This window comes from Vibrio ichthyoenteri ATCC 700023, assembly GCF_000222605.1.
In the GTDB taxonomy this organism is placed as follows: Bacteria; Pseudomonadota; Gammaproteobacteria; order Enterobacterales; family Vibrionaceae; genus Vibrio; species Vibrio ichthyoenteri.
In genome coordinates, this window is the sequence record NZ_AFWF01000294.1 from 1 (window position 1) to 20,508 (window position 20,508).

General features: G+C 37.4%; 24 protein-coding genes. 12 read left to right on the forward strand and 12 right to left on the reverse strand.

Going from position 1 to position 20,508, the window contains the following annotated elements:
- Positions 1-709: LPD25 domain-containing protein (locus RH85_RS23560; RefSeq protein WP_006714417.1), on the reverse strand; the 709-nt coding region annotated here is incomplete at its 3' end.
- A 715-nt stretch (positions 710-1,424) separates the two neighbouring features.
- Between RH85_RS23560 and RH85_RS22500 the strand changes: the two genes are divergently transcribed.
- Both RH85_RS22500 and RH85_RS19350 read left to right on the forward strand, forming a co-directional pair.
- On the forward strand, positions 1,425-1,577 hold the full coding sequence (locus RH85_RS22500) for a Hok/Gef family protein (protein WP_005592687.1): 153 nt from the start codon (positions 1,425-1,427) through the stop codon (positions 1,575-1,577).
- Positions 1,578-1,739: 162 nt separating this feature from the next.
- Positions 1,740-1,949 carry a hypothetical protein gene (locus tag RH85_RS19350; protein WP_006714419.1) on the forward strand — a complete coding sequence of 70 codons (210 nt, stop codon included), beginning with the start codon at positions 1,740-1,742 and terminating at the stop codon, positions 1,947-1,949.
- On the opposite strand, the gene RH85_RS19355 is transcribed toward RH85_RS19350, so the two are convergent.
- The gene (locus tag RH85_RS19355; protein WP_006714420.1) at positions 1,942-2,220 is read right to left on the reverse strand and encodes a hypothetical protein; all 279 of its coding nucleotides are present in this window, start codon (positions 2,218-2,220) and stop codon (positions 1,942-1,944) included. The two genes, RH85_RS19350 and RH85_RS19355, sit on opposite strands and share 8 nt — an antisense overlap.
- A 408-nt stretch (positions 2,221-2,628) precedes the next feature.
- On the opposite strand from RH85_RS19355, the gene RH85_RS19360 reads away from it, so the two are divergent.
- Entirely contained in the window at positions 2,629-3,555 is a 927-nt protein-coding gene (locus RH85_RS19360; protein WP_006714421.1) for a toll/interleukin-1 receptor domain-containing protein, read from the forward strand.
- Between the two features lie 299 nt (positions 3,556-3,854).
- The gene (locus RH85_RS19365; RefSeq protein WP_006714422.1) at positions 3,855-4,241 is read left to right on the forward strand and encodes a hypothetical protein; all 387 of its coding nucleotides are present in this window, start codon (positions 3,855-3,857) and stop codon (positions 4,239-4,241) included.
- Positions 4,242-4,483: 242 nt separating this feature from the next.
- Here RH85_RS19365 and RH85_RS19370 read toward each other — a convergent pair whose 3' ends face one another.
- The 10 genes from RH85_RS19370 to RH85_RS19415 all read right to left on the reverse strand — a co-directional run bounded on the left by RH85_RS19370 (position 4,484) and on the right by RH85_RS19415 (position 14,155).
- Positions 4,484-5,863 (reverse strand): hypothetical protein, encoded by a 1,380-nt coding sequence (locus RH85_RS19370; RefSeq protein WP_006714423.1) that lies wholly within the window; start codon positions 5,861-5,863, stop codon positions 4,484-4,486.
- 713 nt (positions 5,864-6,576) lie between these two features.
- Positions 6,577-6,876 carry a hypothetical protein gene (locus tag RH85_RS19375; protein WP_006714424.1) on the reverse strand — a complete coding sequence of 100 codons (300 nt, stop codon included), beginning with the start codon at positions 6,874-6,876 and terminating at the stop codon, positions 6,577-6,579.
- 99 nt (positions 6,877-6,975) lie between these two features.
- Positions 6,976-7,977, reverse strand: a complete 1,002-nt coding sequence (locus tag RH85_RS19380; RefSeq protein WP_039949404.1) for a GNAT family protein — start codon at positions 7,975-7,977, stop codon at positions 6,976-6,978.
- 140 nt (positions 7,978-8,117) lie between these two features.
- Positions 8,118-8,426, reverse strand: a complete 309-nt coding sequence (locus RH85_RS19385; protein WP_039949406.1) for a hypothetical protein — start codon at positions 8,424-8,426, stop codon at positions 8,118-8,120.
- A 1-nt stretch (position 8,427) separates the two neighbouring features.
- Positions 8,428-9,060: a ParA family protein gene (locus tag RH85_RS19390; RefSeq protein ID WP_006714427.1), complete on the reverse strand. Its 633-nt coding sequence runs from the start codon at positions 9,058-9,060 to the stop codon at positions 8,428-8,430.
- Between the two features lie 873 nt (positions 9,061-9,933).
- The gene (locus RH85_RS19395; protein WP_006714428.1) at positions 9,934-10,761 is read right to left on the reverse strand and encodes a hypothetical protein; all 828 of its coding nucleotides are present in this window, start codon (positions 10,759-10,761) and stop codon (positions 9,934-9,936) included.
- 465 nt (positions 10,762-11,226) lie between these two features.
- Entirely contained in the window at positions 11,227-11,946 is a 720-nt protein-coding gene (locus RH85_RS19400) for an SDR family oxidoreductase (protein WP_039949408.1), read from the reverse strand.
- On the reverse strand, positions 11,936-12,685 hold the full coding sequence (locus RH85_RS19405) for a LytTR family DNA-binding domain-containing protein (RefSeq protein ID WP_006714430.1): 750 nt from the start codon (positions 12,683-12,685) through the stop codon (positions 11,936-11,938). The genes RH85_RS19400 and RH85_RS19405 overlap by 11 nt, the downstream gene beginning before the upstream one ends.
- Entirely contained in the window at positions 12,675-13,556 is an 882-nt protein-coding gene (locus RH85_RS19410) for a hypothetical protein (protein WP_138956504.1), read from the reverse strand. The genes RH85_RS19405 and RH85_RS19410 overlap by 11 nt, the downstream gene beginning before the upstream one ends.
- 227 nt (positions 13,557-13,783) lie before the next feature.
- Entirely contained in the window at positions 13,784-14,155 is a 372-nt protein-coding gene (locus RH85_RS19415) for a helix-turn-helix domain-containing protein (RefSeq protein WP_138956505.1), read from the reverse strand.
- A 44-nt stretch (positions 14,156-14,199) separates the two neighbouring features.
- Between RH85_RS19415 and RH85_RS19420 the strand changes: the two genes are divergently transcribed.
- From RH85_RS19420 to RH85_RS19455, 8 genes are all read left to right on the forward strand, one after another.
- Positions 14,200-14,565 (forward strand): TraY domain-containing protein, encoded by a 366-nt coding sequence (locus tag RH85_RS19420; RefSeq protein WP_039949409.1) that lies wholly within the window; start codon positions 14,200-14,202, stop codon positions 14,563-14,565.
- 215 nt (positions 14,566-14,780) lie between these two features.
- Positions 14,781-15,365 carry a lytic transglycosylase domain-containing protein gene (locus tag RH85_RS19425; protein ID WP_006714434.1) on the forward strand — a complete coding sequence of 195 codons (585 nt, stop codon included), beginning with the start codon at positions 14,781-14,783 and terminating at the stop codon, positions 15,363-15,365.
- Between the two features lie 15 nt (positions 15,366-15,380).
- Positions 15,381-15,707, forward strand: coding sequence for a TrbC/VirB2 family protein (locus tag RH85_RS19430; protein ID WP_006714435.1), 327 nt, complete (start codon positions 15,381-15,383; stop codon positions 15,705-15,707).
- A 41-nt stretch (positions 15,708-15,748) separates the two neighbouring features.
- Complete coding sequence (locus tag RH85_RS19435; RefSeq protein ID WP_050799218.1) at positions 15,749-16,117, forward strand: hypothetical protein; 369 nt, start codon at positions 15,749-15,751, stop codon at positions 16,115-16,117.
- A complete protein-coding gene (locus RH85_RS19440) occupies positions 16,086-18,503 on the forward strand; it encodes a VirB4 family type IV secretion/conjugal transfer ATPase (protein WP_006714437.1) in 2,418 nt (805 codons plus the stop codon). Before RH85_RS19435 ends, RH85_RS19440 begins: the two co-directional genes overlap by 32 nt.
- A complete protein-coding gene (locus RH85_RS19445) occupies positions 18,500-19,174 on the forward strand; it encodes a type IV secretion system protein (RefSeq protein ID WP_006714438.1) in 675 nt (224 codons plus the stop codon). The genes RH85_RS19440 and RH85_RS19445 overlap by 4 nt, the downstream gene beginning before the upstream one ends.
- Positions 19,175-19,411, forward strand: a complete 237-nt coding sequence (locus RH85_RS19450) for a hypothetical protein (protein ID WP_006714439.1) — start codon at positions 19,175-19,177, stop codon at positions 19,409-19,411.
- A gap of 20 nt (positions 19,412-19,431) precedes the next feature.
- The gene (locus tag RH85_RS19455) at positions 19,432-20,409 is read left to right on the forward strand and encodes a TrbL/VirB6 family protein (RefSeq protein ID WP_006714440.1); all 978 of its coding nucleotides are present in this window, start codon (positions 19,432-19,434) and stop codon (positions 20,407-20,409) included.
- The last annotated feature ends 99 nt before the right edge of the window (positions 20,410-20,508 follow it).

Here is a 20,508-nt window from a genome sequence, read left to right on the forward strand (position 1 = left end):
TGTTTAACGTTGGGTAATCCGCATCAATATCATGGCGCATTGTGTCGGCTTCTTCACCTTTAAAATGAACGGTGATTTTAGTTTTTGCGTAACCTTGGCCGCGTCCAATCTCTAGCGCTTCCATGATTGATTTTTCGTTGTATTGCGTCAGCGTTAAGATCTCGCCGTCTTCAAAATGATTTGACTCACTCCAAACCACCTCGATTTTTTCGATCACTTTTTCTTCATCAAAATCATTGAATGATTCAATGGTTGCCAGCTCAACAGGCTCAATCGTTTCTAGCTCTACAGCTTCCGCTTCGATTTCTTCACTCTCGACAGCATCAAACGTTAAAACAATGTCATCAGAGAAATGGTAAGGGCAATCTGAAAAACGCACTTTAGTAAGGACACCATCAAACACCGTCACATAGATTTCTAGATCGCTGTATTCCTTTTCATACCAAGTCCAGAAAAAATCCACGTCTACGACTTTTGGCTCGTTATTATTCCAGCAATCATCCATCCCCATAGATTGAGTTTTCAGCACAATTTTAGTCGCCACGGACAACAACATAGCAATTTTATTTTTCGCGTTCTTACGAAGTTTACCTGCTTTAAAGCTCTTGAGAATTTCAGCTTTGGCAGTTGTCTTCGACTCCAAGTTCGAGAACTTGGTCGCTTGCTGCTGATTAGTGATTGTTGAGTGGATTGCAGTCGAGTGTGTCATGGCAGTGATTCCTATGTTTAGTGAGTTTTCATCTTCGTTGTCGCCTGACTGTCCACTCCTCAAACATGGTTCTTATCTGCAAGGGCGCGAAGCGTTTATATACCCTTGCAGATAAGGAGCTGATTTGAGGATGGTTACAGGAAGACGCGAGAACGGGGGTGAACAACTCACGCATAGACATAGGATGAACGACATGGCACATGAGACGGCAAGCCGCGATTACAAGCACTTATCAGAAGAAAGTGAAATGCTTTGTGAACGCTCCGAAGGAGTGGGAATGCTCTAGCGAAGCGCGCCGCTTCAGGCGCATAGCGTAGTTGCGTTAGGGATTGTGTTGTCAGGAACTTAAACGAACAGAGCCGGCTAATGCCAAGTGAAGCATGAACCTGGTATAAGCCAGCTCGTATTGAGTTAAGTTATCGAAACGAGGCGAAGCCGAAAAGCCCGACCGCTTTAGCGGTAACGCCCAATGCTTAAAGCGATTAGGTAATAATCAAATAGAATTGTTGAATAAACAAAAAGATAGAGCGTAGAGCAGAAAGGCACTAGAATGGCGCAGGGTGCTTTTGGTGATTTACCGAAAGCAATTCCAAGTTTTTGCGGACGGTAAATATCAAAAAACCCCGAAAGTTGTTTAAAACTAACGAGGTTTAGAGATGTTTCCAACAAGACAAATCTTAGCCTCTATTGAGATTCAAATCAAGGAGGCAAGAGTATGCCAAGAAATAAAACCGCCCTACTGGGCTTAATTGTTATTTGTTTAACGATTCTGTGTTTCACATGGATGACGAGAGGCACACTTTGTGAGCTTCACTTCAAGGATGGAAACTCGGTGATTTCAGCAACGCTTGCCTACGAATCGAGATAGTAGCTGAACAAGGTGGGGATTGTGAATCCCCACCTTGATTTAGTTTTGTTTGTGACGACCATAAGCACCCATGTTTGTGTTGTGATAGTTATGACGGCGAAAAGTCCTAGACCTTTCGCCGTTATCATTTCAGGTGAGAAAAACAGGTAAGGAACGGAAGCAATGTCCTCATTTCAGATCATTTTCAAAGATGTAGAAGAGAAAGAATTAAGCAAGGAAGTTGTTTTTATGAAAGGCTTAGGTGCAGCGAAGCGCTCAGCTAAAGCGACAGCGCCAGCGAACGTATACAAAATAGAGATAACCGACCTGATGGGGAAAGAGTTAACGCACATCACGTTAGGTCAATCCAGCAAATGGCACGATGCTATTTAGCAAGTTGCTTTTCGAGGACTTCACGCATACGCCAGTATTCATCAAAGCTCAACGGGTCAGGTGTATCGAGCACAGATTCACATATGAACTGCTTGGCTGGCTCCAATTTGATATTTAGATATTGCTGAGTAACAAATAGGAGTTTGGAATAACTTGGCTTGTTAAGCACAAGCGGTTTTTTCCCTTTCACTCTGACCTCAAAGCGTTCGATGACATAATCATCCTCGCCAGCGTCAAGACAAACCCAATCGTCAAATTCCAATAGCAGCATCTCAGTAAGCAAAATCGAGGCACATCATACACCGCTAGGTGATAATCCATCTAGTAGAGCGTCAATTAGCCATGTGATCGCATGGTGGTCACGCGCCACATGATCGCTAGATAACTCGCTTTTGCCCCAAAGCGGCCTAGAGTAGAAGCTTACCGCATTCTTATTAACGTGTATTTCCCCTACAAAAAATTATCCGAACGAGTTGGCAAATCAGTATCCTATTATTAGGCATCTTCTTGCTCATAAGCAATTATGGCATAATGGTTAAACACAACTAGCATGATACAAATCCCTGAAAACGTCACAGTTTGGTGACGTTCAGTCGTTGTGGCTGAGCCTCTACGGCTAAAGCAGCCCTTGTTGTCTGCGTTATGTATTTCCCTTAGTAAGAATTTAGATTGAGCGATTATGAACGGATTAGAAAAAATCGAGTTCCTTGAAAAGTTAGGTTTAGAGCTGCAATCAAGAATGACATTCGATGAAATAGATATGTATTTTTCTGGACACAAAATTGACAAAAAGAGTATGCAGCCAAATACGAATAGCAAAAGGCTCTACGCTAAAGATGTGCTTTCAACGGTTAGCGATGAAGTGCTATTTAAAATTTCTAGTGAGTTAGGAGTTGACTCTCCAAATGCGGCTAAAATAGTGGAAGACGCAACATTCTGGAAAGCGGGTCACTTTCGTTTGTTTTTAAGCCACTTAGCTTCATTTAAAATAAAGACATCTAAGCTTCAATCGGCGCTCAGACGTTATGCTATTTCGAGTTTTGTAGCTCATGAAGATATTGAGCCTACGAAAGAGTGGCAAAATGAAATTGAAGCTGGATTGCGCACAATGGATGCTTTAGCAGCGATCTTAATGGACGGTTTCAAAGAGAGTAATTGGTGCGATCAAGAAGTAGGCGTTGCCGTTGGCCGTGATGTGTTGATTATCCCTGTTAGAAAAGGGTTGGACCCTTATGGTTTCATAGGAAAATATCAAGGGATACAAGCCAACAATAAATCAGTAGCAGAAGTGGCAGAAGCTATTTTTAGAACTTTAGTAAAATCTCCAAAAACCAACACAAAAATCATTTCAGCTCTGTCAAACTCAATTATTCAAGCGAATGATATTGAAGATGCACTTGATAAAGTCAATGTAATAAAGTCTCTTGATAGTATTTCGCCTGAAGTTCTTGAGAACTTAAAGCAGCAAATTTTGGACAACAAAATACTAGTTGAATCAACGGATTTCATTAATACACTTAATAATATGCTAGCAAAGTTTAAATCTCCAAAATTTGTAATACAATCGCAACCAACCCCTGAGGATTGGGGCGATGTACCGTTTTAGACGGTAGAGCCTTTGTCCGCGTCAGCAGCCAAAATTATCAAACAATAAGGCTGCCTGCTTCTTTCTCCAAAATCTACATATTTGAGGCTAAAGGTTCTAAATTATTGCAGTTCAAAAGTGAGCTAGTTGACGCTATAAAGACAGACTAGACCAGCGATAACATGCTTGATGCGCACAAAGAGAGTTAACAACACTTAATTATTTCGATTTAATTGATTTTTATTTATATAACATCAACTTAGATAGAGCAATAGCATTACTCTCAACTATGCTTGGAGTTATACTGAAGGAGATAGATTATGGTTCAAAACCAATCATCAGGTGCATCGGCGAATTACTGGGGTAGGAAAACAGCTCGTGCTATAGCTGATAAACTTGGGACTGCGATAACATCCAAAAACAGTAATGAATGCATGTATAGAGATTGCAAGGTTGTGATTAAGTGCGCCAAATTTGAAACAGATAGCGTTGGTGTTACATACAAAATGCTAGAGCGGTTGGATTATGTTATTGGGGCATTTGAACAGGATGAAAGTCACTTTAAATTATTTCAAATTCCGGTTTCAATTTACGAATCTCATATGAGAGCGACTGCCTCTAAAGGAGCAGCGAAGGGGAAAGTAGGCATAGTTCGCCAAACCGTTTTTGAGGAGCACGGTGTCAGCTTAGGTTCTTTGACTATTTGAGATGCCGTATAAGTATTTAAGGCTTCAAGATACTTTTTCTAATCTTGTCGAAACGGTTAAGACTATATATCTAAATCGCTTTGCCCCATTGTGAGTTACAACTGCGTATTGTGATGAGGAAAGTAAGCCGACTCACCTAAGCGAAGAAGAGCCCAAGAGCTAATGACAAAATTTCCAAAGTGGAGGCCTAATCGGAACTAATACACCCAATTTAATGATTCACTACAATTTCAAGTTTTACTCTAATACAAGGGGGAAGATAGGACTTCCTTATGCTCTATCATATCAAACGTATTCGATTTACTACCGATACGAAAGTAAAAGCGAGGCCCGGAGTATTTTAATACATTGAAAATTAAGTTATGAAAGAGGTTTAAGCATGATAGCACTCTATCTCTATCAACTTGTTGAGACGCCAAACTATCGTCCCTTACTTTAGGATGAGCACATTCATTTCTCATTTTCGTCCACAACTTCTTTTCATCGATAGTAATGATACCTTCATTAAGCAAGAATTCTAGAGCTTTTGCAGCAGAGATATTTTTCCAGTATGAGACACTACCTAACAGACGATCTTTATGCTTAGGCGATATATCCAAATCAGACACCAACGCCTTAATCTGTTTGATATCTTCTTCTAACTCTTCATCTTTAACATTCTTCTTGATGGCAGGAATAAAAATGTCATTCAACAAGCCCTCAATAGCTACTGACAAAGTAAGTGATGTTATAGCATTCTCTGACTGAAAAGCGTGCCAGACCTGATTCCATTGAGAGTAAATGCTTTCGTAAACTTTTGGCGTAGTAGCTCTAAGGTCGAGTATCGATTTAAACAACTGGTAATGGCTTTCTTTATACTCTTTTTCTGCAACGGAACTTACCATAGGGTTAGATGAACGTTTGTGTTTGTAACTATTATCAATGCTATGAATTGTCGTCGTATTTTCCGCACCATTTCTTCTTATCGTGATATAAGGTTGAGGCATTACTCCTCCACTGAAACCTATATAGAACAGTAAGCACTCTAATACACGATTAGTGTCAAATTCACCAGTCGCATTTACCGACACATAGCCATCTTTTTTTACCATAGAAATGGATACATCATCAGATTTAATAACTGTTTCGTTCCAACTTGACGAACTTGAACCTAATGTTGAAGATTCTGAGTTCATTTTATTAGTGGGGATATCGAAGTATTCTGAAAACTCAAAGTGTAGATAGTTTGGTTTATCCGAATAGTTCTCTAACTCACTAGCACTGGATATGTCCGACAAAAATATATACATACAGCTCGAAGCACGGCTAGTATTCATATTGATTGTAATAGAAAAACCACTAGATATGAAAATGTCGCCATCTAGTGATTCGACTTCAAGGAATAGTTTTTGTTCTTCAAGCAACGTATCTTCAGGTATTTTTTGGTTAAAAAGCACATTCGGCAGGTTCTCGGATTTGGTGCATATGAACTCCAAATATAAACAACCATTAAGGTTTATTTTAATCGTTCCGTGGCCAGATAACTGGATACCTGTTTGTATTTTTTGCCATACTTTCACACGAGTACAATGCAATACAAAATCACCAGTACGAATAGCTGGTTTCTGATTGTCGATAAACATGAATTACTCCTTAAGAACCTGTATGCATTATACAATATTTCAACCCGAAAAATCAGTGACTCGCCTTCGATGACTTTAAAGATTTCAAATCTAGTAACTTAAAATTTGAATATAGGCGTGGGTCGCTTTTACCCGTGAGTTCCCTTACTTACTTTCGGTTATCCTGTTTTAGCTGAGTGTGCAACTCGCTTTTGTCCAAAAGCGAGTTAGTTGACGCTATGAAGACTGACTAGACCAGCGTAAACATACTTGATGTGCATCGCATTCAGAATTGGCAACATAGCAACCTGATTGCACATTGGTTATTGTGCTTTTGTAGCGCCATTATGCAGACGCTACGACTTACACAATTCTTCTTCACTTTGAAGCGCCCTCTTTTACAAGAGGGCTTTTTTACGTCTTAATCGTACGCATACGATTAAGGAGGCAATTTTCACCACGTTTTAGCCAACAGCAAGAAAACTGATCATTTTGAGGATTACGGGACGAGATCGAGCTGAAATGAAAACGCATCACAAGCGCTTAACATTTGGCGAAAAACTGTAATTAACTTTCAGAATGATTTCGAGGGTTCTTAGATAGGAAAGCCCCCACTTTCGTCACCTTGTAGCAAGGTCTGTTCCCTAAGCGGCAAAAGTAAGGGCAAAATTAGCTATTTAACGTAATAGGCATATGACGCACCAAAAAAAATTGTGCACCCATGCTATAAATAATCATTCATCTACTAGAATGACTTTCATATCGCATTTGGTTAAAAATTCAATTTCAAAATCAACGTCAGCTTGAGTTGGTATTCGTGGGAATGAATAAAAAATAGCTGGCACAAATAATATTAAACTTAAAATTACTCCCCACGAAACCCAATCTAAACCAGATATTGATACAGATAACAAATAAGAACCAAAGAAACCTAAACTAATATTGAGTAAAATGGTGGTCATAACCCATTCAATAAATTGTTTTTTCCAAGTTCTAATTCTAGTCTCAAGCTTTATAACATACCTTACATCCATAAGAACCACATTAAATAAAGTTAACTACCTAAAATAAATTCCAACTAATAACTTACGTAAAGTTGGAATGTTTAGTTTATTAAATAGCATAAGAAAATATCAAACATAAGCAAAACCTTTTCTGTATGTTTTCAAAAAACCAGTTTCATGTAAATCATTTAAAACTTGTGAAATTAAGGCTCTACTCACACCCTTAAATTGAAGCGCAACACCACGAAATGATGGTTTAACTGACTTTGCTAAAATGGCATCACGTATATCACTATACAGTTGGGAGTCACTTCTAATTCTATCTACTCTACAATCTGAATCATCGTTAAAAACGGCACGAGATGCATTAAATTCAGGCTCATTAACTGCGTTCAAGTGTGTAACCACTGTGTGCGGCTGTGTTTGCCGCTCTTGAGCAGAGTTTACATGCTCTAACGGAAACACACTTAAATTAAGCTGACTGTGTTTAAGTGAGCGCAACTGTGTCTGAGTGTGTTCAGCCCTATGGAGTGCAAAACTAACACACACGAACAACCAAGATAATAGCTCTAAAATAGCAGCGGTAATGTAAGCAATTACCATCCCAAAGCGATCTAAGACTGTTTCATTTCCTGTAAATAAACCCTGCTGTTCAGACAATGTATTAATACGTTTTAATAATTCTGGTATTTTTTCAAGCGTCTGTTGTGATCGAGTTATTAGCTTTGCACTTTGTTGTTTCTCCGCAAGCACACGCAATTGCTTGATTTGTAGCTGATATTCACTAATTTGAGTTTCGATTGTTTGGTATCTATTAGAACTTTGAACATTAGCGATCACTCCTGCTTCAAGGGCAGCTACAGATGCAGAAAACGAAACGAAGCTTAAAATAAAGCTCAAAACAAAACCAAAAATTGCAGCAACTCGTAAATGTTGAACCCATAAGTATATGATAAACAAAGGAGTGGCACATTTCGCTAAATCGAGAATCAAACCAAGCGCCGCCATTAAGTATGGAGACTCCATATCAGAGCCAATACTATACATAAACTTAGTAGTAAGAATTGCTGACATACAAGCGGTTGCTATAGAAAGGACTATGCAAAAGGCTTTGATAATTGTATTGTTCATTTGTCTTTTCTTTTCCTTTGAGAGATTTAGACATAGCCTCAAATAGCTTTGATCGGGTGTTTGAGGCTTTTTAATAACCATTAATACGTATTAAAACGTTTTATTGCTTTTTGATACTGGTTAATACGTTTTAATTTATATCAATTAGTGTGTTTGTTCTTTTTTCTTCCTGCATTTCTTGGAACATAACAAGCATCAAAGAGTCGATTGCGATTTTCTAAATCCATGCCATGCAACGCAAGAATTCCAGCCCTAACCATCTGGCTAAAATCAACTCGACTTTCTGTTAGCATTTCCTCTACTAAATCGATTGTATTTTGGTTTATAGTTATTGTTTTACTAATAGCCTTAGCTCTAGTTAAGTCACTAACATCTAAACCATTTGATTGATTTGTATTGTTAACAAAATCACTTTTATTAAATGGCTTTGCATCGAAATCATCAAACATTTTACTCACTTAAATAACCTCTTAATTCGTCATAAATACCAGCAACTTCTTTTTTTGCTTTTTCATTTTTCAAATGATCACCGCCTTTAATGAAATTTTCACGATAAATTTTCCTTTTTATGGTGAAGTTTTCTAATGGTTTTATTCCAAAAGAACTTAACAATTCCTTAGCTGCCAAAATATCAGAAGTGGCATTTTGTAAATGATCTGCCTCCATAAGTACACCGATAGGGTTTGTATGAGATAAATAACTCAATGCCTCATTTAAAAATTGTTTTGTTACGAATAAATCGACAGGGCTAGTTTTTACAGGAAAAATTACTATATCTACATCATTAGTTGTAATTGCTGATCTTGCAGCAACACTATCAAAACCACCAGTATCAACCATGATAATTGAATGTGGATGTTCAGATTTAAGTTTAGACAAATATTCACTAATATTTAATGTAGATGCAATATGCAGACATTCTACATTGCGCCTTGAGCACCAATATTTCAAAACACTTGTTGGGTCAGCATCAACAACGAGAACCTTTTGATGACGAGATTCAGCTTCCGCGATCAGACTCATAACTAATGTTGATTTTCCGCAACCGCCTTTGGTGTTACCAACAACAATCAATCCATTCATAAAACACCTTTTAATACGTATTAAAAATAATCGATAAATATTAATACCATGCTAACCCGACGATCCCCCTATAGCAATAGAATATTGATTAATACGTATCGATACATATTAATTAGTGTTTGATTAATGTTACGGTGTAACAGTATAAATAAGTCGCTGTGCGACGAATACCAGAACGCGCTCGCTTTAGCGAGTAAGATACAGACTAAACGGTTCTGAGAGCATTCAGACATTGATAAAGGCAATAGAACAAAAATAACCTCATACCCTGCTGGAATCTTATAAACGGTTTAGGTTGAATAAATCTCGATCTTTATGTGGTAGTTCCACTAAATCATGCGTATATGCTCGATAGTTTCCTGTCGGATGACAAAAGAAAGGTTCAGCGCAGCCAGTTAGTGCACTAAATAGACGGGTGTATTTATAAATTAATACTGGCTGAGGGTACTTTAGAGCGTAGCGACTTCTTTTAAAATGGGATCGATCAAGTTGGCCGTGGGGGATGAGACTGACGCGCTATCGCTTGTCGGCTTCACACTGGCTCTACATGCAAGCATATAGCAGCCAGCGCGAACCTTAACTATATGGAAACCCTTTAATATTCATTTATCTATTTATGTACATACAAAGTCTAACTACGAAGTACACATAACCGCAGTTTACTTTTAAGGGTTATATTAACAGTAGATTCTAAACTCCCTAACTTGCACTACCTTTGAAAAACAAACACCAATAATATTATAATTTCGGAAAACAAAGGCACTTCTGGTGGCCACAACGAAAACGCGCCGGCTAAAATTGGTTATTTTTTGTACGGCTTCACGCTATGGACGTGACGAATCCTCCGCCGTAAAGCGGATACGTTCAATAAATCTAATTAGGAGCAGGGGTAAACTGCGACGGTTGGTATCCAGTAAAGAGTGACGACACTGTATTAGCGTAATCATTAAAGCGTGTCGCGTTAAATATATCTTGTATGCCTGACGCGATAGTGCGATAGGTTAGCCAATCAAAACGTAACCCTTTCTTCTCCATACGCTTACGAGAAGCAATGATAAGCGCACAAATTTCTTTATAACCTACCACTTTGAGGTCTTTAAAAAATTCCGCTGAGAATTGCTTGTAAGCTGCGGCACTGCGTACCGTTCCCTCGGCATCATCAACACATACGTTGATTCTTTCAGAGCGAAGATAATTTGCACGCTTGAGGTATTTCATTACCTTGCCAAATGACTTAGGCGAAATGTATTCGCCCCAACGTAAAACGTAATCTTCTTGCAATTGGTCGTAGCTAATCGTTTTTAAGCCAGCAAGCGTAGGTAAACCAATACGCCCACCAATCAGATCAGTGTTTGGCATGATACACGCTAACACTTTAGATATGAGTGTTCGACATTGAATATTATTCACTGCTGCGCCTCCCCATGCAAATAGAGCCGGGAAACGTTGAGGATTATCGATGAACTCCTGACATGCTTTTAAGATAAACGCATATTCATGTGGTAGCTTGACTACTTCACCACTACGTAGCAAACGGTAACAACGAAAACCGATCGCAAAATCTGGATTAGTCTCTTGCTTGATCGCAACCGCTTCATCAAAAAGCTTTACAAGTTCTTGTTTACGTAACTTACGCTTGGCTCGGTACGCTTTATCGTATTCAGGCTTTGTAAGAGTAGGAGAGGTGTTATCTGCTAACATATGACTCACCCTCTAAGTCATAACCTAAACGGGTATCATTAAGATAGCCATTATTCACGGTTACGTCTTGAGTTCTGAGTCTAATTTGTTCTTGCCTTAGGCATGACAGTAAAATGTTGATCATTTTTTTATTCCAGTGCGATTTGAGGTTGTTTGGTTTCCACGCCAAACAATGAAAGTCTAATTTACACAAGATCTCGTTAAAGATCAAATAGTAAAATAGAGGATACAAAAAAGCCGTCTACGCACTGGGTAAGACGGCTATTTGCGAATGCTATCTAGTTGAGTTGGAAGCTCAACACACTCTAGAACTTGTAAAATACACTACATAGTAAACTATGTAGTAGAGTAGCGTGCTATGTAATGCACTTTATTAACAAGAACTATCGTGATCATACACCATCCTCATCGAATGTCAAAATGAAATTAACTTTTTTAAACAGCTTTTTGGCTGCAAACTCCAGCCTAACTATAAGTTTTTATAAATCCACCATCTACTACAATGTTTTGCCCTGTCATATGCGAAGCAAATGAACCACATAATGGAACAACAACGTTTGCCACATCTTCGGGTGTTGCGTACTTTCTCATAGGCACGTTTTCCACCTCTTGAGAAATTATATTATCGTAGCTTACTCCCTGCTCACCAGCCTTAATTTCCATTTTGTTTATATAGGACTCGGTTAAAACACCTCCCAATGAAACACTATTAAAAGACATTGATGAAAACGATAGAGCTAGGGTCTTCATTTGAGCAATCCATGATGAGCGTATCACATTATTAAGCGCGTAATTTTTCATCGCTTGCTTACTGGAAACACCGCTAATCATCACAACTTTTGCATCGGATTTTAACAATTCTAATTTTATTAATTCTTTTAAAAAAAACATCGGGTTTACGAAATAATTTTCAAACAACATCAACCATTCATCAGATTCTGGTAAAGCATTTGCAGACGGTGGAATTCTAGGCAATATTAAAACCAAAGAATCGAAAGAAATGTTGTTTATCTTTAGATACTCTATACTTTTTTCAATTGATTCTTTTGAAAAAAAATCCAATTCTAAATGATCATCCTTTTTTGTCCTTGTCATTAACGTTAGACCAACACCGTCACTTCTGAATTTATTTATAATAGCTTTTGCTATTCCGCTATTTGCACATGTAACCAAACTATAACTCATACGTTTTACCATTTAATTGCAACAAAAAACCTCCTCCTTTGGTTTTGTCAACTTTAACGCAAGGAGATACTATAATATTTCTCTTTATCTTTATTGAATCATAAAGCAGCGACTCCAAAGCATCCAGCGAGCACCGAAGATTAACAATCTCATCATTTTTTAAATGCACCAAACAATAATTACCATTATACTTAACGTAAATGTAATTATCTATTCTTATTGGGAACTTCTTTTTGTTTTTAAGAAATACGCCTACATGTATCCTCTCCGCCCTATTAATTTCTGATTTATAGTTACGCCTTATCATGAAAGATAACATCATAAACACAAATGCAATTATGTTTATGATGTCTATGTTAACCTTATCATAAGAAATCACTTCAACCTTTCCGACCTGCACACCTTCAAGATTTAATTTATAAACTTCAAAAAGAGGTGCGTGTATACCAGCATAGCCTGCATTAAATTCACCTTGATTACATAAATATTTACCCTCATAATTCATAATAACATCACGATCTGACAAACTTGTTTTAAAACAAACTTTAAAACTAGATGACAAGATTGAATTCAATATTATTTCATTCACTATGTCAAAGTTTGAATTGTACATGTTATCTTGCATAACTCTACTTGTTATTAGTCCCATTATATAATTCGAGTTTCTAGGCTGTTCTATCTTTACAGCATTAATCAGAACCATCAACGCTGTTATTAATGCTATAGACTTACTTAACATTTAATTTCTCAAGAATAAATGACTGTTCTCTTTCTGTTAACTTCATAAACCCTTGAATCCTCTCACTCCAAAAAAACTCCTTGTTTTTTGCTTTAGCTGTTGCAGCAGAAAGTGCATCATAAGTAGCAATGTTCAAATAGGTTGGTTTCTTTTGCACGTTTGAACAATAGTGCATGTATACTTTTTTAAAAGCACTAGATACTTCACCGCTCCAATTTTTCACTGAGTACAATGTTAAATTATTTATTTTCAAACGTTTCTTCATTACATCTGTAATTGCACCAACATCAAACGAAACCACATCCATTTTTCTATTAAGATTATCTAATTTATCATAAGCAGCTAAAACCCTGCTTCTAGGTAATGACATTAGAACTAGACCATAATTCGTACCTAATTTATGAATCTCATTATCATATAAAAATTCGTACTGTACATCTGACATATATAATAACTCTCTAATTAACTCTGTATACTTACCATTGTCTCCAATTAATGTGAACTCTTTTCCTTTAAATTCTTTCAACAAATAATCAAGCTGACTTCCAATATTAGGCGTTACACTTATGTAGTTCGCCCCCAACGAAGGCGGTATATCAACACTAGATGTAAATACATATGCTGAATTTTTACTAGAAAACGATTTAAACTCGCTCCATTCCAACAGTTCATTCGTCAATAACGGTAAAACAATCACTTCTGATCGTGCTTTTTTCAATGCTCTTAACGTGCCTATACGTGAATGGTTATTTGGGTAAATATCAATTTTCATTCCACTTTCTTTTTCGAAACCTTTTACAACACACAGCTTTTCTCTATTGCTCGGACTCGAACCAAAAGTATCATTTCCAATAATCACAGAAAGTTCCATCGACATAACATTGAAAGGAAAAAAAATGTACAACAATAACTTTTTCATAATTTTGAGGCTCTAATAAAAAACTGTCGTCGAATTCCTTACGATTTCGACGACAGTTTGCACTTCTAAAAACACATAAAAAACATAATTAATCAATTACATACAAAAACCATAACTAAAGAAACACTACGTTAGACGACAAATAAAATTTAGCACTTTAACTCTCTGCCGATACTCATTTAATATCTTATATCGAGTGACAGCAGCATGTTAACGATCGAAATCCTCGGATCTAAATCGTCCAATTTATTTATCCTGTTAGTTAACTTGGCAACTTCACTAACACTAGAAGCATTTTTCCTAAGATTAAGTATCTCATTGGGGTCAAGATTGAATACTGAACACAACTTTGCAAAATTCTGTAGCGATATTTTTCCTGTTTTTGCCCACTTACCAACAGCACTTCGTTCTACACCGCAACGTTTTGCAATCTCGGTATAGTCCAAATCACTACGAATGATCACGCTCTTAATTTTATCTTCAATAACGCACATTTGAGTACCAATCTCATTTTTTGATTCAATTTTAAACAGTGTTGATTTCAAACTCAAATGGGATTATGATCCCGACAACGGGAACAAGGTATACAGAAGACATGACCACTTATAGACAAATAAATGTTGCACTCAGTAGAGATTATGTTGAGACATTAAATAATGCAGCAACCTGTTCCTACCGCAGCCTCAGATCAGAAACAACGTTAAGAATTGAGGATTATCTCGGTTCATTTGATGGAAGACTCACTGATGAAATTGACGAATTTATTTTCTTAAAAAAAGATATCGGTACATACATTACTTGTTCTTTAACAAAAGAAACCAACGAGAATTTGAATCGTCTTGTTTCTAAAATTAATGACCGTAGAGAAAAACCAACATCTAAAAGCATAATTGCTGGATGTTGTCTCGCTTATCACTTAACTAAATATTTAGTTATCGGTTGTAAAGGATTTAAACAATAACTCTTAGAATTTTGCTCTTTAACAATTTAACAGGAATATGGCAGGTAAGATTTATACATATATTGAGAGGTAACAGATCTAATCTTATCAACAATGGAAGCCAACAATTTCCGTTAAACACACCACACGTTTAGTTGGCGACTAAATGTAGGCGTTGTGATTACCGTAGCAACTTAATGTGAACGGTTATTTTCCTCCTAACTGGATATTTACCAATGTTTTTAGAACCAGCTATTTTGTTGTCACTCGCCAGTGAGTGCCAAACATATGTAGATACAGACGTAATACAACAATTAATCAGTATTGAATCCTCTGGTAATCCTTACGCAATTGCTGTGAAAGGTGTTCCAATTGTTAAACAACCAGACACATTAGACGAAGCTATTCAATCAGCACGTCAGCTTGACAAATTAGGCTTTAATTTCAGCGTTGGATTAATGCAAATAAATCACACCAATTTTGACAAAACAAATTTAACAATTGAAACGGCTTTTGATTATTGCAAAAACATTAACGCTGGCAGCCAAATATTTAACGAATGCCACGACAGAGCCAAAGTAAAATTTAGCAACAAAACAAAAGATGAAATATTAAACCATGCAGCAAGCTGCTATTACAGTGGTAATTTTGATTATGGTTTCACAAAAGAGGGTAAAAACAATGTCAGCTATGTAGATAAATTCCGTGGTATCAAATCAAAAAGTAAAAACACTATTAAACCCAAGAAACAACCAGAAAACCTATCAGACAAACCACGTAATACTGAATCATGGGATGTTTTTGGTGATTTCTCTAATTAATTGCGAGTAAAAAAAATGAAAAAATTTAAGTCTTTCCTTATTAAACAAAAACAAAAAGCACATGTTCGTTTTCTTCAAATTGCTATCTTGCTAACAGCACCTGTTTTAACTACTTCTGCACACGCATCAGCATTTGGCAAACTGATTACAGCACTTGAAGGATGGAAGACAGAGTTATATACCATGCTTGGTATCACTTCTTTTATTTATGTCATGTGGTACGCAATTCAAGCCAAGATGGAACGTAAACAATGGAGTGAAGTAGGCGTGGCTGTATTCCAAGTTGCCATTGTCGGCGGAACTGCGGCTGCCGTTCCTTTTGCATGGTCTTTCTTTGCGTAATCAATGACGGAGAGGGCATTAAGTAATTAATGCCTTTTTGTATGGAAAAAGAACAAGACGAATACTTGTCTTACAACATGCTGGCAAGAAAGCCGTTAGTTGGTGGTGTACCACTGATGCTTGGATTGCTTATGTTGATACTGATTGTATTTACAACATTCATTGCCGTTTTTCTTGGTTCAATTTTGTTTGCCACAATACCTTTTTCATTAGCCATTAGTTTATTTGTTATCAAATTCTTATGTGAAGATGACTCAAGAGCCGTTGATAAAATAAAATGGACAATGAAAGGACTTGCTTTACGACTTGTTCACCATTCGATGACGATTCAAGTTTCACCTCAACTCACATCAAAGAAAAAAAGGAGTGAGAGAATTAATGACTTCTTTAAGCAGTATTCCAAGCGATGAACTTTTGCCAAAGTATAGCCGCCTAGTAACACCTGATATTCTCGCCTTAGACAATGAAAAAGTAATAGCAACAATTAAAATACGAGGCATTATCTACGAAACTGCATCTGACAATTCTCTAAATAATTATTTTCTATCAGAAAAAAGATTGCTGAATGCTCTTTGTCGTAAGTACGGCTCGGATTTGGCGGTGTGGACTCATATTGTCAGACGTAAGGATACATTTAATGAAACGTATAAATTTGAAAGCGAATTTATGCAGTCATTTTCTGACAAGTACACCAAGCGATTCAATAAAACTGATTTTTATTGCACCGATTACTACATTACATTTGTGCTTAAACATAAAAAACTTGATGACGGAATAAGTGAACTTGAAGATATATTAAGGGCTGCACGAGTTATTTTCAGCCCGTTTAACATGCAAGTCCTAAGCATTCAAGAAAAAAAAGGAACATTCTTGTGCGATAACTTGAGCTTTTTGAGTTTTATTCTCAACAATTCATTTACAGACATTCCGTTATCACACGACAAAGCGGTCTATACCATACCTAAAAGTAATATACATTTTGGGTATGACACAGTGGAAATTCGCAATCACGATTCAGACACGTCTAAATTTGCGGTATGTTATGAATTGGATGTTTATGCGCAATCTACTACGGCTGGCATGTGGGATTTTATTTTAAATATGCCCGTTGAATTCGTGCTCTGTCAGTCGATGATTTTTATGCAAACGTCGAAAACCGTTAAATTAATGAACTCGATGATAAACCAATTAGAATCCGCTGATGAATCAGTCGATGACATTGGAGAACTAGCGTTTGGACGCGATGCAATCAAAAGTGGTGAGATAAGTTTTGGTGATTATCATGCGTCCATTATCGTTTTTGGTGAAGATGAAGATACTGCCATAGAAAAAGGCAGCATTATTACTAACGAATTTCTTAGCCGTGATACAACATGGAGAAGAAGCAATTTAACGTCGATTTACACTTTACAAAGCCAGCTACCAGCGTCAGACGTTAGACCGTTATCAAGCCCTCGGACTATCGCTAACTTAACTTGTGGTTTATCACTTCATAATAACTCACTCGGAAAAAAAATAGGCAATCCTATTGGCGATGGTACAGCATTGATACCACTAAAAACCAAAGATGACACTCTGTATTACTTCAATAGCCATGCCAGTGATCACTACAAAAACGTGCAAGGCGAAAAGTATTCAGGCCATACATTAATCCTTGGAACTACAGGAACAGGCAAAACAACTCTTGAGGGAACATTAGTCGGCTTTGCTACACGATTCGATCCAGCCATTTTTGCTATTGATTACAACCGCTCAACGGAACTCTATATTAGAGCATTTGGGGGGAAATACTTTGCTTTTAATGAGGGTATTTGCACAGGACTGAACCCGTTTCAACTTGATGATACCCCGAAACTCCGATCGTTTTTATATCGTTTAGTTTCTCGATGCGCCGCTGATGGTACGAATACTGTTTCTGACGAAGACAATTACACCATTAAGCAAGCGGTCGATACCGTAATGTCGCTAGATTTTATTAATCGTCGCTTTAGCGTCATGTTGCAATCTATACCAATGGGTACAAGTTTACGGTTACGATTAAGTAAGTGGTGTCACTCTGAAAATGGCACTCTCGCATGGGCGTTAGATGCTAACGAAAACAAATTTAATCCGTCCGAATTTAACCGCATTGGCTTTGATACAACGTTCCTACTAGAGCCTGACGGGGACAAGATCCATCCTGCATGTGAACCAATTCTAGCAACTCTCTTTTTCATTAAAGAATTAATGCAAAAAGACGGACAGCTATGCCTTACAATTGTTGAGGAATTTTGGTGTCCTGCAAATTTCCCACTCACTCAAAGCCTGATGAAAAAAATATTAAAGGCTGGTCGTTTGAGGGGGGAATTTATGTACCTAGTCTCTCAAAGTCCAGAGGATGCAATTAACTGCGCGATTTTTGCCGCAATTGTTCAGCAAACACCAACTAAAATACTTTTACCTAATCCAGATGGTGATCCTGAGAGCTATAAAAAAATCGGTTTATCTGACAAAGAAATTCAAGAGGTTCTTGCACTTAACACTGCATCAAGAACTTTCCTTGTCAAGCAATCCAATGATTCAGTGTTTGCAAAACTAGATTTACACGGGTTCGAACATTTGCCGATCATCTCGGGTTCGAGTGAAGATATTGCACTTTACGAATGCGTTTGCGAACAAATACAAAATGATGAACCTGACAATTGGATACCTGTTTTTTTACAGGTCAAACAATTACAGAAAACCAAAGATTTTACTAAAAATCATGGTTCAGATCCTATCAGATGGGTCAAAACCGTCATGGAGAATCCATTATGAAAAAAATAGCTCTCGCTATTGCCCTTGTTGTATCCACACCATCTTATTCCGCAGGCATCCCAACAATTGATGTAGCAGCGATTGCCCAAATGGTTCTTGACGGGGCAGAGCAAGTTAAACGATTCAAGGAACAAATGGACGGGGTGCGAAATCAAATCCAAGAGGCGAAAAATCAATTACTAGAAGCTGAAAGGCAAGGCCAGTTCTACGAAGATATGGTAAACAACCATACCGATATATTTAGCAATGCTTTAAACAAACCAAATTCGAGTGACTATGTAACACATGGTAGCTGGGATTCTATTTACGGTAGCCAAAGTGATGATATTTCGTCGTTACGAAACAAATATGGCCTAGAGAGCGACGATCCAAAAACCCAACAATATTATGACAGCTTGCTTCAAAATCACTCACTTCAAGAGAAGCAGTATAAAAGTAGCGTTGAACGTCAAAATAGACTTATTCAGCTAAGTGGCTTATTACAGTCTGCGGACACGCCAGCAAAGAAAGCTGATTTATCAAATAGTCTTGAGTTTGAGCGAATTCAGTTAGACAATGAACGCCTACTAGCATCAAATATGCAATCATTAATGGAACAGCAACGAGATTTAGAAACAACGTTGCGAATCCGAACAAACAAAAAGAACTTGTTAAAAAAGGAATGGGAATAAATGCGTAAACTATCAGTAGCTTTAATTGTTTTTGGCGCTCTATCTTTAACGGCTTGTGGTGATGAAACTTCAACCACAGCAGAAGCAAAGCAAGAACTAACAATGAAAGAAAAGAAAAAGAAAATACTCGGCGAAGCAAAACCCAACCCTACAGCACCAAAATTAAGCGAAATGTCCGAAAAAGAAAAGGATGAATTTATCAAGCGAGAGCTAGAAAAGATTCGTAACGGGAATTAAAGCTATCAAATAGGATAAACATGGCTGGCTTTCATTTTATAACTGAAACCTTTGAATTCGTAACCCTATTAATAACTGAAAGTATAGGCACTAATGTTGCAGCCATTAATGAACAACTTGGATTGGTTATGGTGGCTGCTTTTGGTTTATATGCGGTTTATATGGGTTACACATGGTTCATGGCAGATAGGGCAGACTCCGTAAAGCAAGGGTTACAAACCTTTGTTTTACTTGGTGTCATTTCATTCATTGCATTAAAAGGAACATATTACAACGACACTATAGTTCCAATAATATTAGACTTAGGGGATGGTATAGCTAACTTAATATCAAATTCAGGTGGTGCTCCTGAAATGCTAGATCAATTTGCCACGATGATATTTAGTACGGTTATTGATATTTGGGATAAGGCAGAATTTAGTGTTACTGGTGAAAGTAACATGTTTGAAAGTCTTTTAACCATATGTTTACTGCTTATTGGCTCAGCTCCGTTCATAGTTACATCATTTGGCATATTATTAACCGCTAAGTTCATGGTCGCACTGCTGTTAAGTGTAGGTACGATCTTTATTTGTTTTGCCTTTTTCCCTCAAACAAGAACATGGTTTATGCAATGGATCGGGATGTGTTGGAACTATGTATTAATAGCCACTCTTTTCCCTATCGCATTATCAATAGAAATGACCGCCATTAAGCAATTTGTCTATGTGGGAGGTGTTCTAACGGCTGATATGTCTACCGCATTTAAACTATTGGTAGTGCTAGGGGCATTTTTAGCTATCTCAACACAAATCCCTACGCTTGCATCCAGCTTATCGGGTGGAGTGGGAATTAATGGTATGTCGGGTTCTTTTTCCTCCATGATGGGCAGTTTAAGATCGGTAACTAACCCAATGCTAAGTGGCGGCAAAAGTCTTGGCAAAGGGGCTGGCAAGGCTGGAATGGCTGCTTATCAATGGCGACAAAAAAGAAAAGGAAACAACATCAAAGCAGGATAAATTAAATGAAAAAAATAGCTGTACTTCTCGCAATATCTCTACTTTCCGCTTGCTCATCTTCACTACCGTTACCACCAGAACCAGAAGGCAAGCAAACAC

Excerpts from the sequence above, each read along its gene's own strand:
- RH85_RS22500 (WP_005592687.1), top strand. The coding sequence starts at position 1,425 with ATGCCAAGAAATAAAACCGCCCTACTGGGCTTAATTGTTATTTGTTTA.
- RH85_RS19350 (WP_006714419.1), top strand. The coding sequence starts at position 1,740 with ATGTCCTCATTTCAGATCATTTTCAAAGATGTAGAAGAGAAAGAATTA.
- RH85_RS19355 (WP_006714420.1), bottom strand. The coding sequence starts at position 2,220 with ATGCTGCTATTGGAATTTGACGATTGGGTTTGTCTTGACGCTGGCGAG.
- RH85_RS19360 (WP_006714421.1), top strand. The coding sequence starts at position 2,629 with ATGAACGGATTAGAAAAAATCGAGTTCCTTGAAAAGTTAGGTTTAGAG.
- RH85_RS19365 (WP_006714422.1), top strand. The coding sequence starts at position 3,855 with ATGGTTCAAAACCAATCATCAGGTGCATCGGCGAATTACTGGGGTAGG.
- RH85_RS19370 (WP_006714423.1), bottom strand. The coding sequence starts at position 5,863 with ATGTTTATCGACAATCAGAAACCAGCTATTCGTACTGGTGATTTTGTA.
- RH85_RS19375 (WP_006714424.1), bottom strand. The coding sequence starts at position 6,876 with ATGGATGTAAGGTATGTTATAAAGCTTGAGACTAGAATTAGAACTTGG.
- RH85_RS19380 (WP_039949404.1), bottom strand. The coding sequence starts at position 7,977 with ATGAACAATACAATTATCAAAGCCTTTTGCATAGTCCTTTCTATAGCA.
- RH85_RS19385 (WP_039949406.1), bottom strand. The coding sequence starts at position 8,426 with ATGTTTGATGATTTCGATGCAAAGCCATTTAATAAAAGTGATTTTGTT.
- RH85_RS19390 (WP_006714427.1), bottom strand. The coding sequence starts at position 9,060 with ATGAATGGATTGATTGTTGTTGGTAACACCAAAGGCGGTTGCGGAAAA.
- RH85_RS19395 (WP_006714428.1), bottom strand. The coding sequence starts at position 10,761 with ATGTTAGCAGATAACACCTCTCCTACTCTTACAAAGCCTGAATACGAT.
- RH85_RS19400 (WP_039949408.1), bottom strand. The coding sequence starts at position 11,946 with ATGAGTTATAGTTTGGTTACATGTGCAAATAGCGGAATAGCAAAAGCT.
- RH85_RS19405 (WP_006714430.1), bottom strand. The coding sequence starts at position 12,685 with ATGTTAAGTAAGTCTATAGCATTAATAACAGCGTTGATGGTTCTGATT.
- RH85_RS19410 (WP_138956504.1), bottom strand. The coding sequence starts at position 13,556 with ATGGAACTTTCTGTGATTATTGGAAATGATACTTTTGGTTCGAGTCCG.
- RH85_RS19420 (WP_039949409.1), top strand. The coding sequence starts at position 14,200 with ATGACCACTTATAGACAAATAAATGTTGCACTCAGTAGAGATTATGTT.
- RH85_RS19425 (WP_006714434.1), top strand. The coding sequence starts at position 14,781 with ATGTTTTTAGAACCAGCTATTTTGTTGTCACTCGCCAGTGAGTGCCAA.
- RH85_RS19430 (WP_006714435.1), top strand. The coding sequence starts at position 15,381 with ATGAAAAAATTTAAGTCTTTCCTTATTAAACAAAAACAAAAAGCACAT.
- RH85_RS19435 (WP_050799218.1), top strand. The coding sequence starts at position 15,749 with ATGGAAAAAGAACAAGACGAATACTTGTCTTACAACATGCTGGCAAGA.
- RH85_RS19440 (WP_006714437.1), top strand. The coding sequence starts at position 16,086 with ATGACTTCTTTAAGCAGTATTCCAAGCGATGAACTTTTGCCAAAGTAT.
- RH85_RS19445 (WP_006714438.1), top strand. The coding sequence starts at position 18,500 with ATGAAAAAAATAGCTCTCGCTATTGCCCTTGTTGTATCCACACCATCT.
- RH85_RS19450 (WP_006714439.1), top strand. The coding sequence starts at position 19,175 with ATGCGTAAACTATCAGTAGCTTTAATTGTTTTTGGCGCTCTATCTTTA.
- RH85_RS19455 (WP_006714440.1), top strand. The coding sequence starts at position 19,432 with ATGGCTGGCTTTCATTTTATAACTGAAACCTTTGAATTCGTAACCCTA.